We start from the raw sequence: 18,403 nt of genomic DNA, 5'->3' as shown, positions 1-18,403 counted from the left end.
ATGCTCGGTCCCGGCTCAATCATCGTGGATAGAGCGGCTGAATCATCAACGGGCCGTGTGTAAGGCGTGTCGAAACCTCAGACGGCCGGGCGCGCCGATGTGACCACCTCGGAGGTGGTCACCACTCAACGCCAGCTTGGGAGATTTCGACTCGGGTCCTCGACGATGCTCAATCCCGGCTCAATCATCTACGGGCGCAGGGTTACTACTTCAGTATGGCGGAGATGGCCTCGATGATCGTGTCTACGAACTCGGCTGCGGTCCGGTCGGCGAGTTCTCTGCGTTCCTCGTCGGAACGAACCATGATCACCGATTCGACCAGCCGGAAGGGGAGTAGCCGACGAGGGTCGTCGGCATTGCCGATGGCCGCGATGGCGAGGGTCTCGTAGCAGTCGGCCAGCTCGATCCGGGCGGAGCGGAAATCGGCGTAGCGATCGTCGGCGACCTCGGGCAGGAGGTACAGCGAACCCAGGTTCCACTCGGCGTCGACGAGTTGCTGGGTGTCGAAGCGCGTGAGATCGAGAAGTCGGTCGAGTGCCGGGCCGTCGGCGGTCAGCAGCGTCCGTGCGCGGTCGAGCGAGGCGAGCACGGTGCTGTCGAGCAGCGTGGCGAGGATGTCGTCCTTGTTCTTGAAGTAGTGATACATCGAGGCCTGCCGGATGCCCACGGCCTCGGCGATCATCCGCGTCGACGTCCCGCTGTATCCGTGCCGCACGAAGAGTTCGGCGGCGGCGTCGAGGATTTCCTCGCGGCCGGTGGTTCCTCGACGGCGGGGCTCGGTGAGTCGCGGTCTGCCGGGGGTCGGCGTGGTGCGGGACCGAGTCGCGGAGGAGGTCATCTGCGCACCATAAGCCCACCTTCTCGGGCGTTAACGTGCCCGACATCGACGTTTTCGAGACCGCAACATTTCTGTCGGACGGCAGGTTCTTTCCGTGCGCAACTGTGAACTAGTTGAACCTGCATGTGCATGCGCTATAAGTCGTGTTCTACTATCTCAGCTTGCCCTCAGGAAACAGGAGACGGTGATCACATGACGAAGCCGAAGCCCCCTCGGTCATACACCAGACCGATCGTTGCGCTCATAGCCTTGCTCTCCGCGCTTGTCCTTGCCTTCGGCTCGGCAGTAGGCGCTGGGGAGTCGAAGGCAGCGGTCCTTCCCGGATTCCCTGACGCAAGCGGGTCGATCGGGGATGTGATCGCTGCGCTGGCCAACAACGGCCTGACGCAAGGGCTCGCAGAGCAGTGGCGCTTCGAACTGTGCTCGTCCACGTCTGACGGCGGACCGGCGAATGGCGGTGCCGACTGCACGGGTTCGACGGGCGCCGGCGTGGCGGTGGTGCTTCCGTCGACGATCGATCTGGTGCCGGACGGGGTGTACAAGATCAGCCAGTCGCTGTTCAATGCGGTCCCGGACTGGTTGGTGGGGAGCGACGGCAAGGTCCTCGGCGTCACCGTCCCCGTCCCGGACGCCGCAGTTGCAGACGGCAGCGCAAAGGTGATCGGTGACGGATTCCAGTTCGCGCTGGCGTCCGGTGGCGGCAACGCCACGGCGATCGCCTACCTGCCGATCAGTGTCGCCACGGCCGGTGCCAGTGACGGTCGCACGGCGTTCGCCTTCGCTCTGGTCGGCACCGCGAATGCGTGGACGACCAGCAGGATCCCGGTCGAGATCTTCACGCTTCCGCTCGCAGGCGACGCCGGACTGCCGGCGATCCAGCACGTCAGCTGCTACGGCGGCCTCGCAGTCGGCTACGCGGAGAAGGTCGGCGCGTGCGCGAACGTGCTGGGCACCTTCGATTTCAAGTTCGACCAGTTGCAGTCCATCCCGCAGGTGCAGTTCGCCCTGACCGACCCCACGGCCATCCTCGCGGACCCTGCCGACACGCTGGCCGGCGCGCTGGACGGACTGTTCAATGGTCGCGGGCCGTCCCTCAGCAAGGACGTCCTCCGTCTGTCCCTCGGCGGTTCGTCGATCATCGCGCTGACCAGTGACTACGGCATCTCGGAGCCGGTCACCATCGACTGGCTGGGCTCGCGGATCACGCTGTTCCCGACCGCGAACATCAACGGCGCCGACCGCCCGAACCGTCTGGCCCTGCCGACCATCGACCTCGGCGACTTCGACAGCACCCAGATCCTGCCGGTCATCTCCATCCCGGAGATCGAGTTCCCGTTCGGTCTGCCGACCGTCGGTCCGTTCACCTCGTCCACCCCGGCCCTGACGGGCGCGACCACCACCTCGGCCACCACCCGGTCGGTAGCGGCGCGGTCGGTGTCGTCGAGCACCGCGACGTCCACCACGACCCGCTCGCAGCTCGCCGCGGTCCCGACGACCACCGGGTCCGACGACGCCGACGACACGCCCGCGACGAGCACCACGACGACTCGGACCACGACGACATCGCCGTCGACGTCCGAGCCGACCACCTCGGAGCCGTCGGGCACCGACACCGACCCGTCGGACACCGACAGTGCCGACGCGAATTCGGGCGAGAACACCGACACGGACTCCGGTACCGACACCGACGGCACCGACACCGACGGCACCGGCAGCACCACCGCCGACACCAGTGGTGAGACCCCGGTCGCCGACGCCGCCTGATCGATCCCGCTCGCGGAGACATGTCCCGCGGACCGCACCGGAAGTGTGCGGTCCGCGGGACATTCTCGTGGACGGAGAAGCCACGGTCCCGATGATCGGGGTCTTGACGACCCGGCCCTTGACCTTGACACCATGTCAAGGTGTGGACTCGTCGTCAGGAGGTGAACGATGATCCCCATCGACCCGATGACCGACCCATCCACCGGCCCGACGAGCGCCCGGATCGCGTCGGCGTTGTCCGCCGACAACCCGTCCACGCGACTGTCGGCCGCCCTGGCGGCGGGTACCGATCCCGACCCGTCGCTGATCGGCGTCCTCGTCGAACGCAGCGGCGTGGAGCCGGATTTCTTCGTCCGCGACATGCTGGTCTGGGCGCTCACCCGTCAGCCGGTGGACCTCACCGTGCCGCATCTGGCCGAGGCCGTCCGGTCGGCGAGTCCGCAGATGCGCAGCCAAGCGTTGCACACGTTGTCCAAGATCGGCGCGTCGTCGACGTGGGGGCTGATCACCGCGGAGCTGCTGCACGACCCCGACGACGACGTCGCCCGCAGCGCCTGGCGCGCCGCGGTCGTCCTGGTCCCCGACGACCGGCGCCTCTGGCTGGCCGACGAACTGTCGACCGAATGCGGCCGCGGCGGAAGCGAGGTGCGCAAGAGTCTGCGGCGCGCACAACTGGCGCTGAGTGCGCAGTTCCGATGAGGAGCCGGCATGCGCATCGGTGAGGTCGCCCGGTACTCCGGGGTGAGCACCCGGATGCTCCGGCACTACGACAGCCTGGGGCTGGTGTGCCCGAGCGGCCGGACGAGCGGGAACTACCGCGAGTACACCGACGACGACGTCCGCCGTATCTTCCATGTGGAGGGGTTGCGATCCCTCGGGATGTCGTTGCGGCAGATCGCCGATGCGCTCGCCGACCCACACTTCACGCCGGACACCCTGGTGGGTGATCTGATCCGCGCCACCGAGGAGCGCCTGCGGCGCGAACGTGAACTCCTCGACCGGCTGCGCGCCGTCGACGCCGCGGCACCCGACGACTGGACCGACGTCCTGCGGATCGTGGCGCTGATGCGTGAGCTCACCGCCGCCGACGCCGGCCGCCGGCAACGCGCTGCGCTGAGTCCGCCCGACGACGCCCTGCCGGTCGGGTTGCTGGTCGATGCGGTGCTCACCGAGGACGAACCCAACGCCGCCGGCGCGCTGCAGTGGGCACTGTCCCGCGGAGCGCACGCGGGCGACGACGTCGTGGACGGGCTCCGGACGGGCCTGCACTCCGACGATCCGGCCGTCCGGCTGCGCGCGGTGCGGGCGCTCGCCGAGATCGACGGTGAGCGGGCCACCGAGGTGCTCACCGAGGCCCTCGCCGACGCCGACGCACAGATCAGCGGTCTCGCCGCCCGCACGGTCGGTCGGCGTGGGGGCCTCGCCGCGGTCCCGCGCCTGCTCGACCTGGTCATCGGCGGTGTCACCGACGTCGAGGCCGCCGAGATCCTCGGCGCCATGACCTCGGACGGGTCCGGGACTGCGCTCGCCGACCGGATCGTCGGCGAATTGACCGCCGAACTGGCCGCGCACCCCGCCGACACCGCACTGCGGATCCGGCTCACCCAGGCACTGGTGGAGATCCCGGGCGAGGCCGCACGGTCGGCATTGCGCATCCTCGCCACCGACGCCGACGCGGTGGTCGCCCGAATCGCCGCCGCGTCGCCGTCGTTTCGCGAGCGGTGAGCACCGCCCGGTTCGATACAGTGGGCAGGGCATACCCGCTCATCGCAGCGTGCCCAGGGCCGCTCGCCGAACCAGGAGACGGACGGACCCATGGCCATCGACCCGAACAAGAGCAAGGCGCTCACCCAGGTGGTGCGCCAACATCCGGTGATGAGTGTGCTCGCGGTGTCGCCGGGAATCGCGATCTTCGTGCTGCTCTGGATCTTCGGTGCCGAGTGGCTCGCCATCATCTTCGCCCTCGCCGCCCTCGGCGGCGGCTACTACCTGCTGACCCGGCAGAAGTAGATGGCATCCATCCGCGTCGACAGCTGGATCTGGGCGATCCGCCTCACCAAGACCCGCTCCGCCGCCGGTGCCGCCTGCCGTGCCGGACACGTCCGGGTCAACGACGTCACCGCCAAACCGGCCCAGCATGTCGCCGTCGGCGACCGCGTCCAGGTCCGGCTCGACGGTCGTGAACGCATCGTCGAGGTGACCAAGCTGATCGCCAAACGGGTGTCGGCGCCGCTGGCCGCCGAATGCTACATCGACCATTCGCCGCCGCCACCGCCGCGGGAGATCGTCGCCTCGCAGCCGCGCCGCGATCGCGGTGCGGGACGGCCCACCAAACGCGAACGCCGTGACCTCGACCGTTTCCGCAGCACCGGCGGACTCCTGGGGCTGATCGTCACGATGGTCGCGGTGGCATTGCTGTTCAGTTCGTGTTCGTCCGGCTCGGACAGCACGGCGTCCGGGGCACGCAACACCCCCGAGGCGCCGGGGCCGGCCGGCGGCGGACCGTTCTTCGGCGAATGCGGTGGTGTCACCACCGAGGAGGTCAGCCGGCTCACCGGGTTCGGTGCGATGACGCTGAACATCGACAATCCGTCGGTCTGCGAATGGGGGGTCGGGATCAGCCGGACCGGTGCGGTGGCCTCGTTCAACTGGTACCGGGGGTCACCGATCGGCCGGGAGCGCGCCACCGAACAGCTCTCCCGTGAATCCACCACCGACATCGACATCTCCGGACACAAGGGCTTCATCGCCTACGACACCGGGATCTGTGAGATCGGGATCGCCTTCGGTGCCGACTTCTTCGAATGGTCGCTGAGTCGCGGGCTGGTCGCCTCCGGCGAGGCCGCCGACACCCAGGCCATCTGCGACGCGGCGAAACAGTTGGCCACCATGTCGATCGAGCGTGCGAAGTGATGCGCGGGAGCTGCCGCCCGGCGGTCTGGCTGGCGATCCTCGCGGTGATCGTCGCCGTGCTGGCCGGCTGTGCCCGCGACGTCGACGGGGATGCGGTCGCGGTGGGGCAGGGCGGACAGAACACCTCCGGCAACGTCGACACCGACCAGTACGACCAGCTCACCCTGGAATGTCAGATCCTCAGTGACGCACAGATCGCCAAGGCGGTCGGCGGGACGTCGGCGTCGTCGACCTTCAACGGCGCCATCTGCCGCTGGATCGTCGACGGTCCGGTCGCGGCCAACGTGACCTTCAACTGGTTCGAGTGGGGAAACCTCAACGTGGAGAAGGACACCGGCAAGAAACTCGGGTATGTCACCGAGAACGTCAAGGTCGTCGGTCAGGCCGCGTTCACCCAGCGGGATCCTCGGCGGCCCAATGTCTGTGGCGTCACCACACGTGCGCCGAGCCGAGGTGTGTTCACCTTCTGGGTGGAACCGATCGGCGGGTCGGCATCGGCCGATCCGTGCGCAGCGCCGACCAAACTCATGGAACTCGTGCTCAACGGTGGGCAATAGGCCTGCGGGAACGAGAGCCGACACGACACACCGGGGGAGACCATGCGGGACAATCTGTTCGGGATGAGATCGGCTGCATGCGCGATCGTCGCCGCCGCACTGGTCACCGTCGGGGCCGGCGCCGTCGGGGCCGGTTCAGCCACTGCGGCACCGCCGTGTCCGGTAGTGGTCACCGCGCCGCAACCGATCACCGCACCGGGGGCCGGCTGGGCCGAGAACCTCCTCGCCGACGCCGACGCCGACGGTGGGCTGTGGGTGAGCCGCACGTTCTCGAACACGGTGGAGCACTACGACTCCCATGGTGTGCGCACCGCCTCGATACGCGTCGACGCCCCCGGCGCGATCCGGCGCGGACCCGACGGCCTGCTGTATGTCGCCACCGGGGACTCCACGGTCAACATGCTGCCCGGTACCGCGCTCACCGGAACCATCGTCACCGTCGATCCGACGGTGCGGCAGCCGGTTCCACGGGTCTTCGCCACCGGCCTCGGGATGCCCAACGGACTCGCCGTCGCCGACGACGGTGCGGTCTCCGTCGCCGACGGCCGGCTCGGGCTGACGCGGATCACTCCCGGCGGCCGGATCGACACCGCATGGTCGGATACCGCCCCGAAGAACCTCGCACCCACGTCGACGGTCGACGGTACCGGCGTCAACGGTGTGGCCCTCGTCGGCGAGAACCTCTACGTCACACTGACACTCAGTGCCACGGGGCGAGTCCTTCGGGTGCCGCTCGACGACCCCGCACGGACATCGGTCGCCGCCGACCTCACCGCGCCGCTGCCGGGGATCCTCGACGATCTGGTCGCACTGGACGAGCACACGCTCGCGGTCGCATCCACCACCGGGCAACTGCACATCGTCGACCTCACGACCCGGCAGGTGTGCACCTCCTCGGTGGGCGCCCCGCTCACCTCGGTGGCCACCGTCCCCGGAAGCCCGCGAATCCTCTTGGCGGGCAGTGAGACCGGGCAGATCCTGCGCCTGCGCCTGCGCTGAACCGCGGAGGGGTCGACGGGTTCAGGGCCGCAACAGGATTCGCGGTCAGTCGGGGCGCCGCGTCACCGACACCGTCGCGGCCACCTGCAGGACCTCGGGATCGTCGGCCGAGGGCATCAGCATCCACACCAGCAGCTGATCGGGCTCACGCACCCGGCGCAGCGTGATGGGGGTGCCCGGCACGATCGGCCGCAGGTACTCGATCACCAGTCGGTGCGGACCGTCGATCAGGTCGGCGTGTGCGATCAGCTCGTCCTCGACCGCCTCCAGATAGGCGGCGTTGTTGAGGTGTTTGAACGGGTCGAAGTCGGTGCTGCGCAGCACATGTTCGCGGTCGGGTGCAGCCACCACGTCGGGGGCCGGCGGCTGCTCGGGATTCATCGCGCGCCACCGCAGCCGGTGCTCGTCGGTCATCGACGAGAGCACCTCCAGCGACCGGTCGGAGATCCGGGAGGGCATGCCCTGGTCGTTGACGTTGATCCAGAACGCCTCGGTCTCGATCAGTCCCGGTTCGCGCGCCTCGGGGTTGAAGCGGTTGGTCTCGTGGTCTGCGGTGAGCCGGACGCGCATGTTGGACCAGCGGGTCGACAGCGACCCGCACCAGCGTTGCGCGGTGATCGAGGCGGGCCAGGAGAACGGCCGGATCACGTCGATGACGGTGCGCCGTACGACCCAGAACGGGTCGAGGTCGCCGAGGTCGCTGGCCTCGAGGTTGTCGTTGGCCGCGTCCTGCAGGTAGCGCGCGACGGCGTCGAGCCGCACCCGCATCTGCTGATCCACGTCACCGGTGCGGACGCGATAGCCGACCTCGAAGTATCGCGCACCCTCTTTGCGATCCGGTAGGTCGGCGAGCATGTCGGGCTCAGATGCGGTCACGCGGACACGATACCCAGAGTGACACACATCGCAGCGTATAGGATAGTGTCAGCCGCGAAACTAGAACACGTTCCATGAGGACTGAGGCAAGGAAACCCCAGATGGCGCATGTGATCACACGACCGTGTTGCAACGACTCCTCGTGCGTGAGTGTGTGCCCGGTGAACTGTATCCACCCCACACCGGACGAGCCGGAGTTCCTCACCGCGGAGATGCTCTACATCGATCCGGAGACGTGTATCGACTGCGGGGCCTGCATCGACGAGTGCCCCGTCGAGGCCATCGTCCCCGACGACCAGCTCGAGGAGCGCGACGAGCCGTATCTGCAGATCAACGCGGACTACTACACCGACCACGACGTCGAGGGCGGACTGGTGCCGCCCAAGAAGGCGCCGCAGCTGCCGGACCGGCCGTTGCACGTCGCGATCGTCGGCGCGGGCCCGGCGGCGTTCTACGCCGCCGAGGAGCTCGTCCGCCGGCCGCAGGTCGCCGTCGACATGTTCGACCGGCTGCCCACCCCGTACGGTCTGGTCCGCGCCGGTGTGGCCCCCGACCACGCCGCCACCAAGGGGGTCGAGTCGACCTTCGCGTCGGTCGCCGCCAAGAAGAACTTCACCTATTTCCTCAATGTGGAGGTGGGCAAGCACATCAGCCAGGACGAGCTCGCCGACCGCTACAACGCGGTGGTCTACGCCTCCGGCGCCCCCACCGACAAACGCCTCGGCATCGAGGGGGAGGACCTGCCCGGTTCGCTGCCCGCCACCGAGTTCGTGGCCTGGTACAACGGCCATCCCGACCACGCCGACCTCGCCGTCGACCTGTCCGGTGAGCGGGCGGTGGTGGTCGGCAACGGCAACGTCGCCCTCGACGTGGCCCGAATCCTGGTCAGCGACCCCGACGAGCTCGCCACCACCGACATCGCCGACCACGCACTCGAGGCGTTGCGCGATTCGTCGATCACCGAGGTGGTGCTGCTGGGCCGCCGCGGCATCGCCCAGGCCGCCTACACCAACAGCGAGTTCCTGGCCCTGGGCGACGTCGAGGGCGTCGATGTGATCGTCGATCCCGACGAGCTCACCCTCGATCCCGCGTCGCAGGCCGCCCAGGACGACGGGACGCTCGACTCGACGATCGCCACCAAGATCCGCCTGGCCCGCGAGTTCGCCGAGCGCCCCACGACCCCCGGCAACAAGCGCATCGTGTTCCGCTTCCTCACCTCGCCGGTGTCGATCGCCGGCGACGGCAAGGCCGAGACCGTGCGCTGCGTGCGCAATGTCTACGTCGACGGTTCGGCGCGTGCCTCGATCACCCCGACCGAGGAGACCTTCGACGTCGACGCGTCGATCGTGCTGCGCGCCATCGGCTATCGGGGTGTGCCGATCACCGATCTACCGTTCGACGAGTCGGCCGCGGTGGTCCCCAACACCGCGGGCCGGGTGCTGACCGCCGCCGACGGCGACGTCATCCCCGGGTTGTACGTGGCGGGCTGGATCAAGCGTGGAGCCACCGGCGGCATCGGCCGCAACCGGATGTGTGGGCACGAGACCGCCGGTTCACTGCTGGCCGACTTCATCGCCGACGCGCTGCCCGAACCCAAGACGAGTCGCGACGACGTCCCCGCACTGGTCGCCGACCGCGGTGCCGCGCGCATCGACCTCGCCGGGTGGAAGCGCATCGACCAGGCAGAACGCGGCGCCGGCAAGCCCGCCGGGCGTCGACGTGTGAAGCTGGTGGACATCGGTGCGCTGGAGAACGCCGCCACCGAGGACTGAACCCACCCGACCGATCACCTCAGTAGGATCATCGAATCGCCACAGAAGGGGGGACGTGTGCGCGTCGCACTGCTGTCCTATCGCAGCAAGCCGCATTGCGGAGGTCAGGGTGTCTACGTCCGGCACCTGAGCCGGGAACTGGCACTGCTGGGCCACCAGGTGGAGATCTTCTCGGGGCAGCCGTACCCCGAACTCGACCAGTCCGCGATCGATGCGGGTGTCGTCCTCACCAAGGTGCCGAGCCTGGGACTCTATGAAGAACCCGATCCGTTCCGCACCCCCCGGCTCGCCGAGTACCGCGACTGGATCGACCTGCTCGAGGTCGGTGCGATGTGGACCGCGGGCTTCGGTGAGCCGCTGACGTTCTCGTTGCGGGCGGCCCGGCTGCTCGCCGACCGTCGCGACGACTTCGACATCGTGCACGACAACCAGTGCCTCGGCTACGGCCTGCTGCGCATCCAGCAGGCGGGGTTCCCGCTGATCGCGACGATCCATCATCCGATCACCCGCGACCGCACCCTCGCGGTGAAGGCGGCGAAGGGCTGGCGCAAGATCACCGCGTGGCGCTGGCATTCCTTCCTGCGGATGCAGGGGCTGGTGTCGCGGCGGATCCCGGAACTGCTGACCGTCTCGCGCAGCAGCGAGGTGGACATCCGCAAGGCCTTCGACATCCCGGCCGGCCGCATCACCACCATCCCGCTCGGCGTCGACACCGAGGTGTTCACCCCCGGTGCCGAGCGCATCCCGGGTCGCGTGGTGTGTGTGGCCAGCGCCGACGCCCCGCTCAAGGGGGTCTCCTATCTGCTCGAGGCGATCGCGAAGCTCGCCTCCGAACGCGACGTCAGCCTGACGCTGGTGTCCAGGCTCGACCCCGACGGACCGTCGGCGAAGCTGATCGACGAGCTCGCCATCGGTGACCGCGTGAACGTCGTGTCCGGGCTGACCGACGAGGAGATGGCCGAGTTGCTCGCCACGGCCGAGGTCGCCTGCGTGCCGTCGCTGTACGAGGGGTTCTCGCTGCCCGCCGTCGAGGCGATGAGCTGCGGCACCCCGCTGGTGGCGACCCGCGCCGGGGCCATCCCGGAGGTCGTCGGCACCGACGGGTGCGCCGCGACGCTGGTGCCGCCGCGTGACTCCGGTGCCCTCGCCCAGGCGATCGGCCGGTTGCTCGACGACGCCGACCTACGGTCGGCGATGTCGGTGGCCGCACGCGAGCGGGTGGAGGAGCGCTACAGCTGGGCCGCGGTCGCGGCGAAGACCGCTGCGCACTACCAGACGGTCTTGGACAAGGCCGGATTCGACAGAGCAGGGCTGGAGAAGGCCGGGACCACCCGGGCACAGACAGAGGGGACAAGTGCGTGCTGACAGTTGACTTCGACCGATTGGGTGTCGGACCGCAGACCAAGGCGATCGACATCGGGGCCGGTCAGGGCCGCCACTCGTACGAGATGTTCCGTCGGGGTGCCGATGTGATCGCCTTCGACCAGTCCGAGTCGGATATGGCCGACGTCGCGGAGATGTTCGACGCGATGATGGCCGAGGGGCATGTGCCGGCCAGCGCCAAGGCGCGCGCCGAGGTGGGTGACGCCCTGCGGCTGCCCTACGCCGACAACTCGTTCGACGTGGTGCTGATGTCGGAGATCCTCGAGCACATCCCGTCCGACGAGGCCGCGATCGCCGAGATGGTGCGCATCCTCAAGCCGGGCGGCATGGCCGCGGTGACCGTGCCGCGGTACTGGCCGGAGAAGGTGTGCTGGGCGCTGTCGGACGAGTACCACGAGGTGGAGGGCGGGCACGTCCGCATCTACAAGGCCTCCGAGCTCGCCGGCAAGCTCACCGCGGCGGGCCTCGAGGTCACCGGCACCGACCACGCGCACGCCCTGCACGCCCCCTACTGGTGGCTCAAGTGTGCGGTCGGCGTCGACAACGACGACAACCTGCTGGTCAAGGGCTATCACCAGCTGCTCGTGTGGGACATGATGAGCAAGCCGTGGCTCACCCGGGTCGGTGAGCAGGTGCTCAACCCGGTGATCGGGAAGTCGGTCGCGCTGTATCTGCGTAAGCCGCAGTGACGGTCGGTCGATGACTACCGCACCGGCGGTCGCCGGTGTGCTGACGGCCCAGCAGGTCGTCGCCACCGGTTCGGCCATCGTCGGCATGCAGGAGGAGTCGGGGGCGTTGCCGTGGTTCCCGGGCGGCAAGACCGATCCGTGGGATCACGTCGAGTCGGCGATGGCGCTGAGCGTCACCGGCTTCGTCGCCGAGGCCGAGGCCGCCTACGACTGGTCACGCCGCCATCAGCGCTCGGACGGTTCCTGGCCGATCACGATCGTGCAGGGTGAGATCACCGATCCGGGCATCGACTCCAACTTCTGCGCCTACATCGCGGTGGGGGTGTGGCATCACTACCTCATCACCGGCGACACCGCGTTCCTCGAACGCATGTGGCCGGTGGTGTGGTCGGCGATCGACCTCGTCTGCCGCTTCCAGCGACCCGACGGCGCATTCCGGTGGGGTGGCGACCACCGGACCCACGCGATGTTCGACGAGGCACTGATCACCGGCAACGCCAGCATCTACCAGTCGCTGGACTGCGCGATCCGGATCGCCGCCGAGATGAGACAGCCCGACGACGACTGGGTGCGTGCCCTCGATGCCCTCGACGACGCGTTCACGACCCGCCCGGAGGTCTTCGAGAAGCCGTCCGAGCATTCGATGGACTGGTACTACCCGGTACTCGGCGGGGCCATCCGCGGGCGGGCGGGACAGGAACTGATCGCGCGGCGCTGGGACGAGTTCGTGGTGCCCGGGCTCGGCATCCGCTGCGTCGACCATCGGCCGTGGGTGACCGGTGCGGAGACGAGTGAACTGGCGCTGGCCCTCGACGCGCTCGGTGACACCGCCGACGCGATCGACCTGATCTCCTCGATCCAGCATCTGCGTGATCCGGACGGCTCGTACTGGACCGGTCTGGTCTTCGACGACGGCAAGCGCTGGCCGGTGGAGAAGAGTTGCTGGACGTCCGGGGCGGTGGTCCTCGCCGCCGATGCGGTGAGCCGTACGACGGCGGGCAACGGGATCTTCCGCGATGCCGGCCGGAGGCTCGCGCCGCGCGTGTAGCGGCACTGCTGTCGATCCCCGAGTGCTTTGATCCTCGGGTGTGTCGATTCCCGAGTGGTGGGTTCCGGACAGCCCCTCGATGTCCGGAACCCGCCCCCCATTTCGCCAAGCGTGCTCTCGCCGTCCCCCTCTCTGGACGGCGAGAGCACGCTCCCCCGACGACTCGATCCGTCACCCGCTGGGCTCCGGAGGAGTAACACCATTCCATCTCCTCCGGGGCAACCGGATCCAGTACATGTCCGGAAAACACGGTGAAACACCAGCTCAGCGGGGGTGACGAGTTTTCCGGTCCGGAAAACACACCCCCCGTCACACCGGAAACGCGACCTCGGGGTGGGCGTGACGATGGTGAATTTCGTACATTCGTTGAGTGCATGCGCCGCTGTCGGGCGCGGCGGGAAAGGAACCATGGCGACGGGTCGCTCCACCGCATCCGTGTCTGCGTCCGCGGCCGATGCGGCCGGGCGGTTCGGGGCGCAGCTGCTGGCGTTGTTCGCCGCGGCCGGGTCGCCGACCCTCGCGCACACCGTCAAGGGGGCCGCGCGCCTGGCCCCGGGGCGCGCCGATGTCACCGTCCAGCGGCTGTCGGACTGGCGGCGCGGACGTCATCTGCCGGCGAGCTTCGAGACCCTCGAACCGGTCCTCGCGTGGTTGATCCTGCAAGCCCAGTCGAAGGGTGCCGACGCCGCGCCGCTCACCGAATGGGAGCGGTGGTGGTCGGCGTCGCGGGCCCCGCGCTCGGCCGACCGGAACACCTCGCCGGGCACCGTCGGTAGCTCCGATGCGGGGTCCGACGCCGAGGACATCCCGGCCGCGGTGTCGCCGTACCGCGGTCTCGACGCGATGACCGCCGCCGACCACGAGGTGTTCTTCGGGCGGGACCGGGTGCTGTCCCGACTGGCCGAACTGGTCGAGGCCGCCGACGCCGAACGCGGCACCACCCCGGCCCTGGTGATCGTGACCGGGGTGTCCGGGGCGGGTAAGTCGTCGCTGTTGCGGGCCGGGATCGCGCGGATCGCGGCCGGCGGCGAACGCTCCGGCCGTACCCGCGTCGAGCGCAACTGGCAGGTCGACACCCGGCTGGCGGTCAACCTCGTCGCCGACACCGAACCGGGGGCGCGCGGGCCCGAGCGCGAACCGGGACCCGCCGGTGTGGATGTGGGCGTCGGGGCGGATGTGGGCGTCGGGGTGGATGTGGATGCCCCGGACCTGACCGTGCACGTCGTCGACCAGATCGAGCAGGTGATGGTGGGCGAATCGCTGCACGCCGAGCCGGTGCAGCGACTGATGGAGGCCCTGGCCGCGCTCGCCGCGGTGCCGGGCAACGTGGTGGTGGTGGGCGCCCGCGCCGACATGTACGAGATGTGTTCGGTACTCGAGCCGCTCGCGACGGCCTGGCAGCAGCGTTCGATCGTGGTGCCGCCGATGACCGACAAAGAGCTCGAAGACGTGATCGGGGCACCTGCCCGCAGCACCGGCATCCGGGTCGACAAGGGTCTGGCCCCGACCATCCTGTCCGATCTGCGCAGCCTGTCGGGTCGACGTGGCCCGATCGAGGACCGTGCCGGGCAGTTGCCGCTGGTCGCCCATGTGCTGTCGGTGATGTGGGAGCGGCGCGGCGGCGGCATGCTCACCGTCGCCGGCTACCACGCCGCCGGTGGCGTCGGCTCGGCGATCTCGGAGACCGCCGAGGCCACCTGGTCGGGTCTCGACCCGGGCCAGCGGACGGTCGCCGAACGGCTGCTGCTGTCGCTGATCCACATCTCCGACGGCGTGACCGCCCGCCGGCCCCGCACCCTCGCCGAGCTCAGCGCACTGGGCGACGATCCGGCCGCCACGGTGGCGGTGATCGAGATCCTGGCCGAATCACGCCTGCTCACCGTCTCCGACCAGCAGGTCCAGATCATCCACGACGTGGTGCTGACGGCGTGGCCGCGTCTGGACGACCTGCTCGAGAAGGTCCGCGACCTCGCGCCCGTCTACGAGCGGGTGACCTCCGACGCCGCCGAATGGGACCGGCAGTCCCGGGACACCTCGTTGCTGTACAACCCGGCGCGGACGGCGTGGGCCGAGCAGGTCGCCGACGACCCGATGCTCGCGGCCACCGCCCGCGACTTCCTGCACACGTCCCGGCGCAATGCGGAGATGCAGCGGCGTCGACGACGCTGGGGGATCAGTGCGGTGGTGCTGCTGGCGGTGATCTCGGTGGTCGCCGCGATCGTCGCGATCGGCTCCAACATCGCCCTCGGCCGCGAGAGCGACAGCGCCCGGTTCTCGGCATTGTTGTCGTCGGCGGGCCGACTGGCACAGACCGATCCGGGTCTGGCCGCGCAGCTGGCGGTGGGGGCGTGGCGAATCCATCCCGACGACCCCATCGCCCGGATGCGGGTGCTGCAGACCCAGCAGTTGCCGCTTCCGGCACCGGCCCGGCAGGCGCATGCCGGGGCGATCTACGACATGAGCATCGACCAGCAGACCGACCTGCTGGCCACCGCCAGCTACGACAAGACGGTCCGGTTGTGGTCGACCGCCGAGCCCAACGACATCGTCGCCGCATCACCGCCGATGGGCGGGTACTCGTCGTTCGTCACCTCCGTGGCCCTGGCACCCGGCGGCAAGCAGCTGGCATCGGCCGACGGCGACGGGCACATCGCGGTGTGGGATGTCGCCGACGTCGCGCATCCCTCCCGGACGGCCACGCTGACCTCGCCGTTCGGGTCGGGTACCGCCTACATCCTGCGCTACGACCGCACCGGCCGGACCATGGTGTCCACGCACGACAACGGGGTGGTCACCCTGTGGGACACCTCCGATCCCACCGGATACCGGCCGGTGTCGGCGGTCCGCGGCTTCGGCGGCCCGGTCCGCACGGTCGCGACCAGCCCGACCGCCCCGCTCGCGGTGGTCGGTTCCGACGACGGGACGATCGGCGTCATCGACATCGCCGATCCCGCGACGCCGGTGATGATCGCCCGCATCGCCGACGGCATCGACAGCGGCTGGCATTCGGTGGCGATCTCACCCGACGGACGGCTGCTGGCGAGTGGACGTGACGACGGTATGGTCGCGGTGTTCTCCCTGGCCGATCCCCGGTCGCCCCGCCAGCTCGGCCGGGTCCGCGGGCACGGTGCGGCGATCTGGACGGTCGGATTCTCCGGTGACGGTCGCGCGATGGTGTCGGCGGGGATCGACGGCGTCGCCCGGCGTTGGGATGTGTCCACCGACGGCGACGCCGCCTCACCCAACATGCTGACCGAACTCGGTGTCCCGATGCGCACGGTCGGTGGCTCGTTCTTCACCGCGTTGGAACTGCAGCCCTACACCGTGCTCACCGCGGGAGGTGCGGGCAGCGTGCAGGCGTGGGACATCCCCCGCGCCCCGACCCCGGCGCACAGCCTGCCGATCACCCGGACCTCGGTGAGCCCTGATGACCGCACGCTGGCGACCAGTGGTGCCGATCAGCGCATCCTGCTGTGGGATCTCACCTCGGGAACACCCACCGAACTGTCCCAGATCCGGCGTCCGCTGCGGCCCAGTGGCGGCTATGTCACCGCGTTCGACCGTTCCGGTGAGGTCCTCGCCACCGCGTTCACCGGCGGCGGCGAGGTGGACCTCTACGACATCTCCGACCGCGCCAGGCCCACACCGATCGCGACGCTGCACCTGGGTACCCGCCATGCTTTTCCCCTGGCCTTCTCCCCGGACCGCGACATCCTGGTGACCGGGGCCGGTGACAACACCGTGCAACTATGGGATGTCACCGAGCCGAACGCTCCCCGGTCCCTGGGGTCGCCGATCGCGGCGGCCGAGGGCTTCGTCGAGGACGTCGCGTTCAGTCCGGATGGCAGGAGTATCGCCGTCGCCGATGCGCGGCACCGGATCACCCGCTGGGATGTGTCCGACCCGGCCGCGCCGAAGCAGGTGCAGGTGATCACCTCCCACGACAGCGCGGTCAACGCCGTCGAGTTCAGCCCGGACGGCAGATACCTCTACGGCGGCGCCGACGACCAGCAGATCTCGGTGAGCGAGGTCGGTGTGGGGCAGAGCACCCCGGTCCTCGTGCCGGCCGGCCTGCGGGTCACGTCGCTGTCGATCGCGCAGAACGGGACGACCCTGGTGGTCGGCGGTACCCAGACCATCCAGCTCTGGGACATCTCCGATCCCGCCCGGCCGGCGCCGATCGCCCCGGACGAGTCCATCACCTCCGAGTCGGTGTACGTGCGCGAACCCACCATCGACAGTCACGGGATCATCTACGCCGGCGGGGCCTCTGACCTGCAGTGGTGGACGATCGACGTCGACGCGGTGGCCGCGCGGGTGTGCAACTCCGGCGGGCGGATCGACGAGGCGACCTGGAACCAGTTCGCCGAGGGGGTCAGGTTTCCGGAAATATGCCTGGACTAGTGTCCAGTCGTCTGTCTATGGTGAAGCCATGGACTTCGGGATCGTGCAATTCACCAGTGACCGTGGCCTCGCGCCGCAGATCCTGGCTCCGTTGATCGAACAGGCCGGCTTCGCGTCGTACTTTGTGCCCGAGCACGGCCACATCCCCACCCGCCGCGACGCCGCGCACCCTCAGACCGGTGACTCGTCGCTGCCCGACGACAGGTACATGCGCACCCTCGACCCGTGGACGACGCTCGCCGCGGCCGCCGCGGTCACCGAACGAATCCGCCTGGCCACCGCGGTCGCCCTGCCGGTGCAGTCCGATCCGATCACCCTGGCCAAGACCCTGGCCACCCTCGATCATCTCTCGGGCGGACGCGTCACCCTCGGTGTCGGATTCGGCTGGAATCTCGACGAACTCGCCGACCACAAGGTCCCCCCGAAGCGCCGCCGCACCATGCTGCGCGAGTATCTCGAGGCGATGCGTGCGCTCTGGACCGACGAAGAAGCCGAGTATCACGGCGAATTCGTCGACTTCGGGCCCAGCTGGGCGTGGCCCAAGCCGCCACAGGGCACGCTGCCCACGCTGGTCGGTGCCGCGGGCAACGAGAAGAACTTCAAGTGGATCGCCCGCAGTGCCGACGGGTGGATCACCACCCCCGGTGAGGCCGACATCGAGGGATCGGTGAAGCTGCTGCAACAGATCTGGTCCGACGCCGGCCGCGCCGGTGACCCGCAGATCGTCGTCCTCGACTTCAAGCCCGTCGCCGAGAAGCTCGACGCCTGGCGGGATCTCGGCGTCACCACAGTGCTGTACGGCCTGCCCGACGACTCCGTCGAACGCGCATCGGCCTACCTCGCCAAGCTTGCCGGAAAGCTGGGAATCGCGCCCGCGACCGTGGGATAGCAGTCTGCAACGGCCCTTGGTGGTCGAGGACCCCTACGGTGGTTGAGTTGGTGGCCACCTCGGAGGTGGTCATCTCCTGACGTGGGCTGCGGAGATTTCGACTCGGGTCCTCGCCTTTGCGGCTCGGTCCCGGCTCAATCATCAACTGAGCGTTGATGGTTGAGCCGATGAGGAGCGTAGCGGCGAGGCGTGTCGAAACCTCAGACGGCCGGGTTGCCAGGGTGGCCACCTCGGAGGTGGTTGCCTCCTGACGTGGGCTGCGGAGGTTTCG

The 18,403-nt window shown here is 69.1% G+C and carries 15 protein-coding genes; 13 read left to right on the top strand and 2 right to left on the bottom strand.

From position 1 onward, the window contains the following. Positions 1-205 precede the first annotated feature (205 nt). Positions 206-838 carry a TetR/AcrR family transcriptional regulator gene (locus GD1_RS14745; protein WP_059037834.1) on the bottom strand — a complete coding sequence of 211 codons (633 nt, stop codon included), beginning with the start codon at positions 836-838 and terminating at the stop codon, positions 206-208. A 354-nt stretch (positions 839-1,192) separates the two neighbouring features. On the opposite strand from GD1_RS14745, the gene GD1_RS14740 reads away from it, so the two are divergent. The 7 genes from GD1_RS14740 to GD1_RS14710 all read left to right on the top strand — a co-directional run bounded on the left by GD1_RS14740 (position 1,193) and on the right by GD1_RS14710 (position 7,071). Next, a complete protein-coding gene (locus tag GD1_RS14740) occupies positions 1,193-2,602 on the top strand; it encodes a hypothetical protein (RefSeq protein ID WP_083534226.1) in 1,410 nt (469 codons plus the stop codon). A 168-nt stretch (positions 2,603-2,770) separates the two neighbouring features. After that, entirely contained in the window at positions 2,771-3,301 is a 531-nt protein-coding gene (locus tag GD1_RS14735) for a HEAT repeat domain-containing protein (protein ID WP_059037830.1), read from the top strand. 9 nt (positions 3,302-3,310) lie between these two features. Next, positions 3,311-4,327, top strand: a complete 1,017-nt coding sequence (locus tag GD1_RS14730; protein WP_059037828.1) for a MerR family transcriptional regulator — start codon at positions 3,311-3,313, stop codon at positions 4,325-4,327. A 90-nt stretch (positions 4,328-4,417) separates the two neighbouring features. Further along, complete coding sequence (locus GD1_RS14725; protein ID WP_020794291.1) at positions 4,418-4,612, top strand: putative membrane protein; 195 nt, start codon at positions 4,418-4,420, stop codon at positions 4,610-4,612. Next, a complete protein-coding gene (locus tag GD1_RS14720) occupies positions 4,613-5,515 on the top strand; it encodes a DUF3558 family protein (protein WP_059037826.1) in 903 nt (300 codons plus the stop codon). Beyond that, entirely contained in the window at positions 5,515-6,072 is a 558-nt protein-coding gene (locus GD1_RS14715; RefSeq protein ID WP_053778199.1) for a DUF3558 domain-containing protein, read from the top strand. The genes GD1_RS14720 and GD1_RS14715 overlap by 1 nt, the downstream gene beginning before the upstream one ends. Before the next feature lie 63 nt (positions 6,073-6,135). After that, on the top strand, positions 6,136-7,071 hold the full coding sequence (locus tag GD1_RS14710) for an SMP-30/gluconolactonase/LRE family protein (protein ID WP_059037836.1): 936 nt from the start codon (positions 6,136-6,138) through the stop codon (positions 7,069-7,071). A 45-nt stretch (positions 7,072-7,116) separates the two neighbouring features. Here the strand turns inward: GD1_RS14710 and GD1_RS14705 are convergent, their stop codons facing one another. Beyond that, positions 7,117-7,926 carry an acyl-[acyl-carrier-protein] thioesterase gene (locus tag GD1_RS14705; RefSeq protein ID WP_059037824.1) on the bottom strand — a complete coding sequence of 270 codons (810 nt, stop codon included), beginning with the start codon at positions 7,924-7,926 and terminating at the stop codon, positions 7,117-7,119. 122 nt (positions 7,927-8,048) lie between these two features. On the opposite strand from GD1_RS14705, the gene GD1_RS14700 reads away from it, so the two are divergent. From GD1_RS14700 to GD1_RS14675, 6 genes are all read left to right on the top strand, one after another. Then, positions 8,049-9,719 carry an FAD-dependent oxidoreductase gene (locus GD1_RS14700; RefSeq protein ID WP_059037822.1) on the top strand — a complete coding sequence of 557 codons (1,671 nt, stop codon included), beginning with the start codon at positions 8,049-8,051 and terminating at the stop codon, positions 9,717-9,719. 57 nt (positions 9,720-9,776) lie between these two features. Beyond that, entirely contained in the window at positions 9,777-11,084 is a 1,308-nt protein-coding gene (locus GD1_RS14695; RefSeq protein WP_059037820.1) for a glycosyltransferase family 4 protein, read from the top strand. Then, positions 11,078-11,791 (top strand): class I SAM-dependent methyltransferase, encoded by a 714-nt coding sequence (locus GD1_RS14690; protein ID WP_020790243.1) that lies wholly within the window; start codon positions 11,078-11,080, stop codon positions 11,789-11,791. Before GD1_RS14695 ends, GD1_RS14690 begins: the two co-directional genes overlap by 7 nt. Positions 11,792-11,801: 10 nt before the next feature. Further along, positions 11,802-12,839 (top strand): prenyltransferase/squalene oxidase repeat-containing protein, encoded by a 1,038-nt coding sequence (locus GD1_RS14685; RefSeq protein ID WP_059037818.1) that lies wholly within the window; start codon positions 11,802-11,804, stop codon positions 12,837-12,839. A gap of 435 nt (positions 12,840-13,274) precedes the next feature. After that, entirely contained in the window at positions 13,275-17,243 is a 3,969-nt protein-coding gene (locus GD1_RS14680; protein ID WP_244882748.1) for an nSTAND1 domain-containing NTPase, read from the top strand. A gap of 28 nt (positions 17,244-17,271) precedes the next feature. After that, positions 17,272-18,132, top strand: a complete 861-nt coding sequence (locus tag GD1_RS14675; RefSeq protein ID WP_020791276.1) for an LLM class F420-dependent oxidoreductase — start codon at positions 17,272-17,274, stop codon at positions 18,130-18,132. Positions 18,133-18,403 lie beyond the last annotated feature (271 nt).

The organism is Gordonia desulfuricans NBRC 100010, from assembly GCF_001485495.1.
Taxonomy (GTDB): domain Bacteria; phylum Actinomycetota; class Actinomycetes; order Mycobacteriales; family Mycobacteriaceae; genus Gordonia; species Gordonia desulfuricans.
The sequence above is the reverse complement of the archived record's forward strand: the minus strand, read 5'-3'. Positions and strand labels throughout refer to the sequence as shown.